Annotated in this window: 13 protein-coding genes; 8 read left to right on the forward strand and 5 right to left on the reverse strand. The window is 70.4% G+C overall.

Going from position 1 to position 12,567, the window contains the following annotated elements; translation table 11 throughout:
• Positions 1-13: 13 nt before the first annotated feature.
• The 5 genes from ACIBTS_RS04405 to ACIBTS_RS04425 all read left to right on the forward strand — a co-directional run bounded on the left by ACIBTS_RS04405 (position 14) and on the right by ACIBTS_RS04425 (position 4,801).
• A complete protein-coding gene (locus tag ACIBTS_RS04405) occupies positions 14-520 on the forward strand; it encodes a MaoC family dehydratase (protein ID WP_319672991.1) in 507 nt (168 codons plus the stop codon).
• Positions 521-523: 3 nt separating this feature from the next.
• Positions 524-1,729, forward strand: coding sequence for an acyl-CoA dehydrogenase family protein (locus ACIBTS_RS04410; protein ID WP_334575806.1), 1,206 nt, complete (start codon positions 524-526; stop codon positions 1,727-1,729).
• Between the two features lie 170 nt (positions 1,730-1,899).
• On the forward strand, positions 1,900-2,556 hold the full coding sequence (locus ACIBTS_RS04415; RefSeq protein ID WP_079658622.1) for a phosphatidylserine decarboxylase: 657 nt from the start codon (positions 1,900-1,902) through the stop codon (positions 2,554-2,556).
• Between the two features lie 19 nt (positions 2,557-2,575).
• A complete protein-coding gene (gene pssA / locus ACIBTS_RS04420) occupies positions 2,576-3,394 on the forward strand; it encodes a CDP-diacylglycerol--serine O-phosphatidyltransferase (RefSeq protein ID WP_399316629.1) in 819 nt (272 codons plus the stop codon).
• Between the two features lie 177 nt (positions 3,395-3,571).
• Complete coding sequence (locus ACIBTS_RS04425; protein ID WP_399316495.1) at positions 3,572-4,801, forward strand: alpha/beta fold hydrolase; 1,230 nt, start codon at positions 3,572-3,574, stop codon at positions 4,799-4,801.
• Positions 4,802-4,846: 45 nt separating this feature from the next.
• Here the strand turns inward: ACIBTS_RS04425 and ACIBTS_RS04430 are convergent, their stop codons facing one another.
• The gene (locus ACIBTS_RS04430; RefSeq protein ID WP_399316631.1) at positions 4,847-5,965 is read right to left on the reverse strand and encodes a glycerate kinase; all 1,119 of its coding nucleotides are present in this window, start codon (positions 5,963-5,965) and stop codon (positions 4,847-4,849) included.
• Between the two features lie 218 nt (positions 5,966-6,183).
• Between ACIBTS_RS04430 and ACIBTS_RS04435 the strand changes: the two genes are divergently transcribed.
• The 3 genes from ACIBTS_RS04435 to ACIBTS_RS04445 all read left to right on the forward strand — a co-directional run bounded on the left by ACIBTS_RS04435 (position 6,184) and on the right by ACIBTS_RS04445 (position 8,683).
• Entirely contained in the window at positions 6,184-7,341 is a 1,158-nt protein-coding gene (locus ACIBTS_RS04435; RefSeq protein WP_399316497.1) for an ADP-ribosylglycohydrolase family protein, read from the forward strand.
• The gene (locus ACIBTS_RS04440) at positions 7,338-7,838 is read left to right on the forward strand and encodes an NUDIX domain-containing protein (RefSeq protein WP_399316498.1); all 501 of its coding nucleotides are present in this window, start codon (positions 7,338-7,340) and stop codon (positions 7,836-7,838) included. The genes ACIBTS_RS04435 and ACIBTS_RS04440 overlap by 4 nt, the downstream gene beginning before the upstream one ends.
• Before the next feature lie 110 nt (positions 7,839-7,948).
• Positions 7,949-8,683, forward strand: a complete 735-nt coding sequence (locus ACIBTS_RS04445; RefSeq protein WP_319672421.1) for a Sir2 family NAD-dependent protein deacetylase — start codon at positions 7,949-7,951, stop codon at positions 8,681-8,683.
• A 21-nt stretch (positions 8,684-8,704) separates the two neighbouring features.
• Here the strand turns inward: ACIBTS_RS04445 and ACIBTS_RS04450 are convergent, their stop codons facing one another.
• The 4 genes from ACIBTS_RS04450 to ACIBTS_RS04465 all read right to left on the reverse strand — a co-directional run bounded on the left by ACIBTS_RS04450 (position 8,705) and on the right by ACIBTS_RS04465 (position 12,566).
• On the reverse strand, positions 8,705-9,727 hold the full coding sequence (locus ACIBTS_RS04450) for a TolB family protein (RefSeq protein WP_399316501.1): 1,023 nt from the start codon (positions 9,725-9,727) through the stop codon (positions 8,705-8,707).
• The gene (locus ACIBTS_RS04455) at positions 9,724-10,992 is read right to left on the reverse strand and encodes an MFS transporter (protein ID WP_399316503.1); all 1,269 of its coding nucleotides are present in this window, start codon (positions 10,990-10,992) and stop codon (positions 9,724-9,726) included. The genes ACIBTS_RS04450 and ACIBTS_RS04455 overlap by 4 nt, the downstream gene beginning before the upstream one ends.
• A gap of 5 nt (positions 10,993-10,997) precedes the next feature.
• Complete coding sequence (locus ACIBTS_RS04460) at positions 10,998-11,888, reverse strand: alkaline phosphatase family protein (protein ID WP_319672424.1); 891 nt, start codon at positions 11,886-11,888, stop codon at positions 10,998-11,000.
• A 156-nt stretch (positions 11,889-12,044) separates the two neighbouring features.
• Positions 12,045-12,566 (reverse strand): methylated-DNA--[protein]-cysteine S-methyltransferase, encoded by a 522-nt coding sequence (locus ACIBTS_RS04465; protein ID WP_399316505.1) that lies wholly within the window; start codon positions 12,564-12,566, stop codon positions 12,045-12,047.
• Position 12,567 lies beyond the last annotated feature (1 nt).

Below are 12,567 nucleotides of genomic sequence, written 5' to 3' on the forward strand. Positions count from 1 at the left end.
AGCCCTGAGCGCGATGCAGTTCGGACGCACCTATGAGGAGTTCGAGGTCGGCGCGACGTACAAGCACTGGCCGGGCAAGACGGTCACGGAGTACGACGACCACCTGTTCTGTCTCCTCACCATGAACCACCACCCGCTCCACATGGACACCAACTACGCGGAGAAGACGACCGACTTCGGCAAGAACGTCGTCGTCGGGAACTACATCTACTCCCTGCTGCTCGGCATGTCCGTGCCGGACGTCTCCGGCAAGGCCATCGCCAACCTGGAGATCGAGTCGCTCAAGCACGTCGCGCCGACGTTCCACGGGGACACGATCTACGGTCAGACGACCGTGCTGGACAAGTGGCCGTCGAAGTCGAAGAACGACCGCGGCATCGTCCACGTCGAGACCAAGGGCTACAAGCAGGACGGCACGCTGGTCTGCGTGTTCCGCCGCAAGGTGCTGGTGCCGACCGAGACGTACATCAAGGAGCGCGGCGGCGAGCAGCCCGGCCGCCCGGAACTTCAGGAAGGCTGATCGATGGCCCGCCTCGCCCAGACCGCCGGTCTGACCGACGTCCAGCAGGAGATCCTCTCCACCGTCCGCGACTTCGTGGACAAGGAGATCATCCCCGTGGCGACCGAGCTGGAGCACCGCGACGAGTACCCACAGACGATCGTCGACGGTCTCAAGGAGTTGGGCCTGTTCGGCCTGATGATCCCCGAGGAGTACGGCGGTCTAGGCGAGTCGCTCCTCACCTACGCCCTGTGCGTGGAGGAGATCGCCCGCGGCTGGATGTCCGTCTCCGGCATCATCAACACGCACTTCATCGTGGCGTACATGCTCAAGCAGCACGGCACGCAGGAGCAGAAGGACCACTACCTGCCGCGCATGGCGGCCGGCGACATCCGGGGCGCGTTCTCCATGTCGGAGCCGGCCCTCGGCTCGGACGTGTCCGCGATCACGTCGAAGGCGGTGAAGGACGGCGACGAGTACGTCCTCAACGGCCAGAAGATGTGGCTGACGAACGGCGGAACGTCCTCGCTGGTGGCCGTTCTCGTGCGAAGTGACGAAGGACACCCCGAGGGCACCGCGCCCCACAAATCGATGACGACCTTCCTGATCGAGAAGGAGCCCGGCTTCGGTGAGGTCCGCCCGGGCCTGACCATCCCGGGCAAGATCGAGAAGATGGGCTACAAGGGCGTCGACACGACCGAGCTCATCATGGACGGCCTGCGGCTTCCCGCCGATCGGGTGCTCGGCGGGGTCACCGGCCGAGGTTTTTACCAAATGATGGACGGCGTCGAGGTTGGGCGCGTCAATGTCGCGGCGCGTGGCTGCGGCGTCGCACAGCGTGCGTTCGAGCTGGGCGTGCGGTACGCCCAGCAGCGTCACACCTTCGGCAAGGCGATCGCCCAGCACCAGGCGATCCAGTTCAAGCTGGCCGAGATGGCTACCAAGGTCGAGGCCGCGCATGCGATGATGGTGAACGCCGCACGCAAAAAGGATTCCGGAGAACGAAACGACCTTGAGGCAGGGATGGCGAAGTACCTCGCCTCCGAGTACTGCAAGGAGGTCGTGGAGGATGCCTTTCGGATCCACGGCGGGTACGGCTTCTCCAAGGAATACGAGATCGAGCGCCTCTACCGCGAGGCCCCGATGTTGCTGATCGGTGAAGGCACCGCCGAAATCCAGAAAATGATCATCGGACGTCGCCTGCTCGAGGAGTACCGGTTCCAGGGCTGATTGTCAGAGTTGGGGGTGTTTTCTTCGAGAAGAAGATCACACCCGGTCAACTTCCTTCAGCCGTCGACTCGGCTTCCTGGCTTACCCAGTTGTGGCCCCGAACCGCTACGATCGCCGAAAGCCGCCGTCCCCCCTGTCGAACGCGGCATCATCCGCTACGAAGGTCATCCATGCCCCACAGCCAAACCTCTGCACACCGCGACAGCCTGGTAGGCGCACGCCTCGCGCGCGGAGCATCGCCGTGGCTCCTGCCGACCGTCGCCACCGCAGCCGTCAGCCTGCTGCGCGCTCGCCGCTCGGGTGCCGCCAAGGCCGTCGCCGTGCCCGCCACCGCTCTCGCGGCGGGCATGCTGTGGTTCTTCCGCGACCCCGAGCGTGAGATCGCCCCGGGCCGGGTCATCTCGCCCGCCGACGGAGTGGTGCAGAGCATCATGCCGTGGAAGGACGGGCGCACCCGGGTCGCGATCTTCATGAGCCCGCTCAACGTCCACGTCAACCGCGCGCCGCTGGCCGGCACCGTGACGTCGGTCGAGCACATCCCCGGCGGCTTCGTTCCGGCTTTCAACAAGGAGAGCGAGAACAACGAGCGCGTCGTCTGGCATTTCGACACCGAGCTCGGTGACATCGAGATGATCCAGATCGCCGGCGCCGTCGCCCGCCGCATCGTCCCCTACATCCCCGAGGGCACGAAGGTCGAGCAGGGCGAGCGCATCGGCCTGATCCGTTTCGGCTCGCGCGTCGACATCTACCTGCCCGAGGGCGTGGAGGTCGCGGTCGAGGTGGGACAGAAGACCGTGGCGGGGGTGACTCGCATTGACCGTGATTGACCCTGAGACCCAGGGCTGGGTGCCCGAGGCCGACGAGGTGGACGACGAGGAGGAGATGCCCCTCTCTCTCCGTCTGTCGATAGCGGACACCCTCACCCTCGGCAACGCCACATGCGGCTTCATGGCGGTGTACTTCACCACCACCGGCATCCTCATCCCGCACCTCACCGGTGACCAGGAGACCGGCATGGCCCGCCACAGTGCGGCCACGGCGGTCATCCTGATGCTGTGCGCGGCGGTCTTCGACCTGTTCGACGGCCTGGTCGCCCGCAAGCTGCGCTCGTCCCCGATGGGCGCGGAGCTGGACAACCTCTCGGACCTGATCAGCTTCGGTCTGGCCCCGGCGTACTTCGTCCTGGTCTACGGCATGGTCGCCGACGACGCACACCAGCGGGTCGCGGCGGTCGGCGCGATCGTGGTCCTGCTGGCGGTGGTGCTGAGGCTCGCGAGATTCTCCTGCGTCACCGTCAAGGACGGCACCTTCCAGGGCATGCCCTCGCCGTTCGGCGCGCTGACGGTCGTCTCGATCGTGCTCCTCGAGCTGCCCTTCGTGGCGACGCTGATGGCCATCCTGGGCACCGCCTGGCTGATGGTGAGCCGGGTCGAGTACCCGAAGCCGCGGGGCCGCCTCGCCGGCGCGATGCTCTCCTGGATCGTGCTGTCGATGGGCCTGCTGGCGGCCTGGGCGTTCGACGCCCCGAGCGGCCAGCTCCTGCTCCAGACCGGCTGCGCGCTGCAGCTGGTGATGGGCGCGGTCATCCCGCTGTTCGCCACGGCCCGCCGGGTGAACAACTTCCGCGACAACCGGCGCGAGGCCCGGGCGGCGCAGCTGCCCTGACCTTCACCTCACCGTCGAACGGGTGTGGCCCGAGTCTCTTCCAGGCTCGGGCCACACCCGTTTGACGGGTCAACTACCTCTCTCTCACGCCCATTTGCAGACGGCAGGCAAGAAGAGGACGGTGGAATCAGGGGGTTTATCCGGGATTCGTCCCGTTCGATGGATCGGAGGGCGACCATGCCCGCATCCCAGGTGGACCACCTGGTCCCACACGTCTCGACGATCCCCGCGAACGCGGGCACCGACGTGCAGCTGTTCGTCCGGGAGTACAACGGCACCAAGCCGTCCCACACGCCCCAGCCGGTCCTGATGCTCCACGGCAGAAGCGTGCCCGCGGTCGCGGGGTTCGACCTCGTGCTCCCCCCGGGAGCCGATGGTCCCGAGACCCGCTACAGCTGGGCGCAGGACCTCGCCGACGACGGTTACGACGTGTTCCTGATGGACCTCCAGGGCAGCGGACGCTCACCGCGTCCGCAGATGGACGAGCCCTGCAACGCCAACCCGGCGCAGCAGACGGACGTCCTGAACCCGAATCCCCTCACGACCACCCCGTGCCCGCCTCCCTACCCGCACCAACTCGGCAACGCCGAGAGCGAGTGGGCGGAGCTGGACACCGTCGTCAAGTTCATCAGGGCACTGCCCGGCAGGGACCATCCGATCGACTTCGTCGGCTGGTCCGCGGCCGCCTTCGTCATGGGCCCCTACACGCTCCAGCACCCAGGCGAGGTCAAGAGCCTGCTGCTGCTCGCCCCGATCTTCCCGCCGCAGGGCCGCTGGTCCACGAACCCCGCAGACCCCTTCGGGCGTCCGCCCGAGGCCGCGGCGCTGCCCCTGTCCCTGCCCGCCGTCACGTTCGGCTTCCCGATGAACGTCGGCAGCAAGACCGGCTTCAAGGCCGGCTGGGACAAGGAGCAGGCCGGCCCCACGCAGCGCGAGCCCGGCATCGAGGACAAGGTGTGGCGCGCCATGATGCAGAACGATCCCCTCGGCAGCACCTGGGGTCCGGCGGTGTCACCCGGCGTGTTCGAGGGGGTTCTGCGGTACCGGAACTCCTACTGGTGGGGCTGGAACAACCAGACCGTCCCGCACAAGGACCCGGGCAACACCTACATCCTCGGTGACCGGGTACCCGTACTCATCCTCTACGGCGAACAGGACACGCAGGCCAACACGTCGGCGACGCTCCCTCCGGTCCTGCACTTCTCCGTCCCGGACCTCTACACCGCCATCCAGGGACCGGACAAGCTGATGTTCCAGCTGGCCGGCGCGGGACACTCCGTGGTCTGGGAGCGCAACGCCAAGGTCGTGCAGCGCTACGCGAGGCACTGGCTCGACAAGGGCAAGGTCGAGGGCCTCACCAGCGGCAGCTACTACCGGGACGACCTCGGCGTTCTGTACCCCCTATGAGACCGATACGGGACAGGGGCGCCGTCCGCACAGGGCTCGTGGGGCTCAGGACAGAAAGTCCCGCCCGATCCGCTCGGCGACCCGCTCCAGGATCGGTCCGGCGTCCGCGATGCACATGGCCACGTCCGGCTCGACGTCGGTCAGCGGGTACGCCCGGCGGATCCCCGCCCGGCCCAGCTCCGCCGGCAGCAGGGCGAGACGGCCGCACACGGCGACGACCTCCTTGCCGGCCGCACGGGCCGCCGCGGCGACACCGGCGGGGGCCTTGCCGTGCAGGGTCTGCTCGTCCAGCGACCCCTCGCCGGTGATCACCAGCTCCGCCCGCTCGAGCGCCGGCCCGAAGCCCAGCACGTCGAGCATGACGTCGATGCCGGCGCGGAAGCGGGCGCCGACGAGCAGCGCGCCGTAGCCGATGCCGCCCGCGGCGCCCGCGCCCGGTGCGGCGGCGTACTCCGCCGCCCTCGGCCCGACCGCCGCCTGAAGCACCGTCGCGTAGTGCGTGAGCGCCGCGTCCAGGGTCTCGACGTCGTCCGGCGAGGCGCCCTTCTGCGGCCCGTACACCGCCGGCGCCCCCTTGGGGCCGGTCAGCGGGTTGTCCACGTCGCTCGCCAGGACCAGTTCCACGGAGGCGAGGCGCGGGTCCAGGTCCGACAGGTCGGCGCGGGCCAGCGCCGCGAGGCCGCCGCCGCCCGGTGCCACCGGCTCGCCGTCCTCGCCAAGGAACCGGGCGCCGAGCGCGGACAGCATGCCCGCGCCGCCGTCCGTGGTGGCGCTGCCGCCGACCCCGAACACGATCGTGCGCACGCCCGCGTCCAGCGCGGCCCGCAGCAGCTCCCCGGAGCCGTATGTCGACGCCGTGAGCGGCGCGAAAACGCCGGCCGGGAGCCGCTGCAACCCGCTCGCCTCGGCCATCTCCACGACCGCGGTGTCGCCGCGCACCGCGAACGCGGCGGTGACCTCGTTCCCGAGGGGGCCGGCGACCCGTACCTCGCGGCGTTCGAAGCCGGCCGCGACCGCCGCGGCGACCGTACCGTCACCTCCGTCGGCGACGGGCAGGGCCTCCACCTCCACGTCCGGTACGACCCGGCGCAGTCCGGCCGTCACCCGCTCGGCGACCTCCACGGCCGTCAGCGAGCCCTTGAACTTGTCCGCGGCCACGAGCACCCGTCGGGTGCCCTGCGCTGCAGCGTCCGCCACCTTGCCATCCCCTTGCTCTCCAGGCCCCGCGCCCGTCAGGGCCAGTCGCGCCGCTGCGACCTTAACCGGAGGACGCCCCCGCCGTCATGCGGAGACCAGCCCCTGGAACAAGCCTGAGCGCCGTCTGTGAGCCGTTCGGGCCCGCACGAGTGTTCCCGGGATACGGAATCGGGTAAACCGGAGCCATGACCCCTGTGGGCGGCGAACCGGAACTCGCCGACCGTGTCCTCGGGGGCTGGCTGGGCCGGATCGCGGGCAACATGCTCGGCAAACCGGTCGAGCAGGGCGACCTGTGGACGCGCGGACGCATCGACCGCTATCTGCGGCGGGCCGCCGCCCTGCCCCTCACCGACTATCTGCCCGAACCGCCCACCGAGGAGGACGGCCTGCGGCTGCGCCCGGAGTGGCGCGCGTGCGTGCGCGGCCGCATCCACGGCAGCTGCCGCGACGACGACGTCGACTACGCCGTCCTCGGCCTCGACCTCCTGGAGACCCACGGCTTCGGCTTCAGCACCGAGCAGGTCGGCGACCTGTGGCTGCTGCGGCTGCCGTATCTGCAGACGTTCACCGCCGAGCGGGCCGCCTACCGCAACCTCGCAAACGGGCTCAGGCCACCGCTGACGGCGACGTACGACAACCCCTACCAGGAGTGGATCGGCGCCCTGATCCGCGCCGACGTCCACGGCTGGACCAGCCCCGGGCTTCCCCGTCGCGCCGCCGCTCTCGCCCGCCGGGACGCGGTGCTCTCGCACACCGGCAACGGCGTGTACGGAGCGATGTTCGCGGCCGCCCTGATCGCGGCGGCGTTCACCGCGCCGACGGTGCGGCATGCGCTCGACGAGGCGCTGGCCGTCGTCCCGGCGAGCAGCCGTCTCGCCCGGACCGTGCGCCGGGTCGTCGCCCTGCACGCCACCCGCATGACCTGGGAGGACACCCTCACGACGATGGAGGCGGAGACGGCGGGCCTGGGCTGGATCCACACCGTCCCCAACATCGCCGTCCTCACCGCCGGACTGCTGTACGGCGACGGCGACTTCACCCGCACGATCACACTCACCGTGCGCGGCGGTCTGGACACCGACTCCAACGGGGCGACGGCCGGTTCGGTGGCCGGCGTCCTGACCGGCGCCGCGGCCATCCCGCCGCAGTGGACGCAACCGCTCCAGGACACGGTCCGCAGCGCGGTGTTCGGCTTCGACCGCGCACGCATCAGCGAGTTGGCGCAGCGGACGGTTCGACTGGCGCGGCTGGCACGGCTGGAGGACGCCCGGGACCGGCGCCCGACGCAGAACCCGCCGGACGCCCCACCGGCCGGCCCGCCGCCCCTTACCCTTTCCGGATGACTGCTTCCGGTACGACCGACTTCGCCGCCTACCTCGCCTCCCTGCCCCGGGTCCTGGCGGGCGCCGCCGCGATCTTCCGTGACGCCGACGGGCGAGTGCTGCTCGTCGAGCCCAACTACCGGGCGGGCTGGGCGCTTCCGGGTGGCACCATCGAGTCCGACGGCGGGGAGACCCCACGGCAGGGCGCGCGGCGCGAGACGCTCGAGGAGATCGGACTCGACCGCGCGCTCGGCCGACTGCTCGCGGTCGACTGGGTGCTCGACCCGGGCCTGCCGCCGCGGGTGGCGTACGTGTACGACGGCGGGGTCCTCGGCGAGGCCGACTTCGAGGCGATCCGGCTGCAGGAGGCGGAGCTGCTGTCCTGGCGACTGGTCCGGCCCGAGGAGCTCACCGACTATCTTCCGGGCCAACTGGGCCACCGGGTGCTGGCCGCGCTGGACGCCGTGGCGGACCCCTCGCTGACGGCCGAACTCGAGAACGGCCACCGGGTGGGCTGACCGCCGGACGGCGCACTCGCACTCACCCCCCTGGTCGTGGGCGGCTGTCTGCGGGACACCGCCCGATATCCGCTCGCGGCCACCGGATCCCCCGACTTACGCTCGAACGCATGAGCAAGCCACTCGTCGCCATCCTCAGCGGGGCCGGTATCTCCACGGATTCCGGGATCCCCGACTATCGCGGTCCGAACGGGTTGTGGCGGCGGGATCCGGAGGCGGAGAAGCTGGTCACGTACGAGTACTACATGGGCGATCCGGAGATCCGGCGGCGGTCCTGGCAGCTGCGGCGCCGCAACCAGGCCCTGACAGCGGAGCCGAACGCGGCCCACCGGGCCGTCGTCGAGCTGGAGCGGTCCGGAGTGCCGGTCAGAGTCATCACGCAGAACGTGGACGGGCTGCATCAGCTCGCGGGAATGCCCGTGCGCAAGGTGCTCGAACTGCACGGCACCGTCCGCAGCGTGGTGTGCACGAAGTGTCATGCGAGAGGGCCGATGGCCGAGGCGCTGGCGCGGGTCGAGGCCGGTGAGGCCGATCCGCCGTGCCTGGCGTGCGGCGGGATCCTGAAGTCGGCCACCGTGATGTTCGGCGAGCGCCTCGACCCGGTGGTGCTGGGCGAGGCCGTCGCCATCACCAAGGCCTGCCAGGTCTTCGTCGCCGTCGGCACGAGCCTCCAGGTGCAGCCGGCCGCCGGACTGGCCGGCCTCGCCGCCGACCACGGCGCCCGGCTGGTCATCGTCAACGCCGAGCCGACACCGTACGACGAACGCGCCGACGACGTCGTCCGGGAGCCGATCGGGACGGCGCTGCCGAAGCTGCTGCGGGAGCTGACCGGGGCGCAGCTCTGACGTCGTCCCGGGCCCGGCCCGTCAGCCCAGGTAGGCGGGGGCGACGGCGGACGTCATGAGGGTGCGGGCCGTGCCGCTGCCGTCGGAGGGCACGGTCCACAGGTCCGAGCCGTAGTCGCCGGGGAGGGCGTACACGAGGGTGGAGTCGTCGGACCACAGGGCTTGGTCGTCGATGTTGCGCCGCTCGGCGGTCGCGGTCTCCTTCATGGTGCGCAGATCGAGGACGAACAGCCGCCAGGGGGCGTCGGCAGAGGCCCCCTGGACGCGCTTCTTGTAGGCGACCCGGGTGCCGTCGGGTGAGAGGGAGGGGCATTCGACGTTGCCGTGCACGGTGGTGAGGGTGCGTGCGGTGACGTCGCCGCGGACGAGGTAGGTCCGGCCACCGCTCGCCAGGGTGGCGTAGAAGCGGGTGTCGTCGGCGAAGGTGACACCCCAGACGTTGATGTCCGCCGCGCGGTAGGGCCGACCGTCCTTGATGATGCGGAAGGTCTCCAGGTTGTCGTCGACCGCCCAGGTGCGGGTGTCGACGATGGCGGTGCGGGTGGAGAAGTCGGTGCCGGCGTAGGAGTCGCCGCTGACGAAGACCGTCCAGGCCACCAGGTGGCCGGAGGGTGAGACCCGGGCCCGGGTGGGGATGCCGGCGGCCGGGAAGTGGTGCAGTTCGCGCAGGTTCGAGTCGAGCACCACCGCTCGGTAGGTGTCCTGCAGTGCGCCGTGCACGGCCTGGAGACAGATGCCGGTACCGGCCGCCGCGTGGAAGCGCAGGCACTTGACGCCCGAGGCGGTCCGCGGGCCCTGCGGATCGTCGGCGGGCACGGTGGCGATCTCGTCGCGGTGCGGGCCCCAGGCCAGGTTGCGCACCAGCAGCCGACGGCCGGTCGTCGGCCGGAGCGAGACGTCGCCGGCCCGCACGGTCGGACCGTCCGCCTGCTGCTCGTCACGCATGCCCGAACGGTGGGCGGCGTACAGCACCGCCCCGGTGCCCACGCCGCCGAGGAGCAGGACCGAGACCAGCAGGATCAGCAGGCGGGCGGTTCTGGTCATACGGGCACCTCATCGGCCGTACGGAGGATGAAGGAGGCCACCACGGCGCTGACGGCCAGCGCGACAGCGGTGACGGCGAGCGCGGTGTGCCCGCCCCACAGACTCCAGGCCGCGCCGAAGGCGAGCGAGCAGGCGAACCGGGCCAGCGCCTGGCCGGTGCCGACCAGCGCCTGCCCGGCCCCTTGGTGCTGGGCCGGCACGGCGCCGGCGGTGGCGGCCGCGAGGACTCCGTCGGTGGCGGCGTAGAAGGTGCCGTGCAGGACGAGGACGGCGACCACGGCGGGAGCGCCGCGCCAAGGGGACAGCACCAGGCCGTAGCCCAGCAGCAGGACGCCGTGGCCGGCCAGGAAGAGCCGACGGCTGCTGACGCGGTCGGCGAGGGCGCCGAGCGGAAAGGCGAGCAGCAGGAAGACGGCGGCGGTGCCCAGCGGCAGCAGCGGGAAGAGATGGGCCGGCAGGTCCCCTTCGCGCTGCAACAGCAGATAGAGGAAGGAGTCGCTGACGGTGGTCAGGCCGAGCAGGGTCGCGCACACGGTGAGCCCGCGCAGCTTGGGGCGGCGCAGCAGCCCGAGCGCGTCCCGCAGCAGCGGGCGGGCCGGTTCGGGTCGTGGTGCGGCGCCGGCGGGGGCGATGGTGCGGGGCACGAAGAGCACCATCACCAGGACCCCGAGCACGGCGATGCAGCCGCTGACCGCGAAGACCGCGTCGTAGCCGTCGACGGTGGCCCTCAGCACGGCGAAGGCCACGAGCGGGCCGAGCAGCGCGCCGGTGGTGTCCATGGCACGGTGCACCCCGAACGCCCGTCCCCGGTGGGCGGGTTCGGTGGCCAGCGAGATCATCGCGTCCCGGGGGGCCGTGCGCAGTCCCTTGCCGGTGCGGTCGGCGGCGAGCACGGCGCTGATCACGGGGAGGGTGTGGGCGAGCAGCAGCAGCGGCTTGCACAGCGCCGACAGTCCGTAGCCGAGGCCTGCCACGACCTTGTGCCGACGGCCTCCCCGGTCGGCGAGATGGCCTCCGGCCAGCCGGACCAGGGCCCCGACGCCGTTGTTGATGCCGTCGAGGAGACCGAACCCGAGCGGCGACAGACCGAGGCCCGCGACCACGTAGAGCGGCAGGACCGCCGTGACCATCTCCGAGGAGACGTCCGTGATCAGGCTGACCGCCCCCAGGGCCAGCACGGTGCCGGGCACGGCGGCCGGCCGCCGCCCCGGACGGGGGTCCGGGGCGGCGGCGGCCTTGGTGCTGCGGGAGTCCGCGAGATACACGGGCGTCAGTTCCAGATGCCGGTGATGTCGGAGGCGGAGGCGGCGTTGCCCGCGTGCGCGCTCAGACCGGCCAGGTCCTCCACGGTCCGCAGGACGTTGTAGTGGTTGTAGGTGGTGGCGCTGGAGCTGCCCGGGGTGACGTGCTGCCCGTAGAGAACGGTGGGTATGCGGTTGCCGGACAGCTTGTTGTCCTCGTCGAAGGTGACGGCGAGGATGCTGTTGTGGGTCTGCGCCCAGGTGGCGTACGCGCCCAGGTTGTTCTTGATCCAGGTGTCGCCCGTGGAGACCGAGCAGTCGTGCATGTCACTGCACAGGTTCGGCACGACGAAGGACACCTTCGGCAGGGTCGTGTAGTCGGTCGGGAACTGCGTCATGGTCTTGGCGCTGCTGGTCGGCACATTGGAGAAGCCGAACCACGGGTTGTGCTTCTGTGCGTAGTTGCCGCTGCTGCAGGTCGTCGAACCCTGGCTGGGCAGCGACTCGTTGTAGCTGGCCCAGGTCTGGCCGGCGGCGATCAGCTCCGAGGCGAGGTTGGGCGCGGAGATGGACCCGACCGAGACGCAACTGTCGTCGGTGCGGCCCTGGTTGGAGCCCGAGAACAACATGTAGTAGTTCGGCTCGCTGGGGTGGGTGAGGCCGTAGGACTGGGTGAGGTTGGCGCCACCCGCCTTGAGGGTGTTGTTGATGTAGGGGGCGCTGGAGCTGCCGATCACCTGCGAGTAGGCGTGGTTCTCCATCACCACGACCACCACGTGGTCGGGGGTCGGGAGAGCTGCGGCCTGAGCGGTGGAGGCCGTGGCGGCCCACACGCCGATCGACGTGGCGGTGAGGGCGACGGCCCCGGCGAGTGCGGCGAGGGGGCGTCTGTTGCGCTGGGAAGCCTTGACGGCGGCCATGACTGTCCTCCGGACAGAAGGGACGGACGTGCGAGGGGGCAGCGCCGCAAACCCTAGAAGCCCTGGGCCGGGTCTGGGTGAAGGCCAGAAGAACGGTGAACCCCATCAGGCAAAGGTCGCACCAGGCACAGGTCACGCACAGCAAAAGCCGTCCGGTCACTCCAACTGTGTGTGGAAGAGGGTCGTTTCGCCGGCTTCGTCGATTGCGGTGCCGCTCTCGAAGTCCAACAGGCGCTGCTTGCGTTCCAGACCGCCACCGTAGCCGGTGAGGCCGCCGCCCGCTCCGATCACACGGTGACAGGGGACGATGATGCCGATGGGGTTCTTGCCGTTGGCGAGGCCCACCGCACGGGAGGCGGCCGGATTGCCGAGGGCTTCGGCGAGTTCGCCGTAGGTGCGGGTCTCGCCGTACGGGATCTTGCGCAGTTCGGCCCAGACGCGCTGCTGGAACTGGGTGCCACGCAGGTGGAGTTGGAGGGTGAAGTCCTGCAACTCACCCGCGAAATAGGCTGCGAGCTGTTCCTCGGCGTCGCCGAAGAGGGTGTCGTCGCGAGGGCCGAAGTTCTCCTCGGGCGGGCGGTGGCGCTGTTCGGTCATATAGAGGCCGCAGAGGACTCCGTCGTCGGCCACGAGGGTCAGCGGGCCGTACGGGCTGGCGACGATCGTGTGCTGGTTCATT

Origin of the sequence: Streptomyces sp. NPDC050121 (genome assembly GCF_044460385.1) — a bacterium.
Classification (GTDB): Bacteria; Actinomycetota; Actinomycetes; order Streptomycetales; family Streptomycetaceae; genus Streptomyces; species Streptomyces soliscabiei.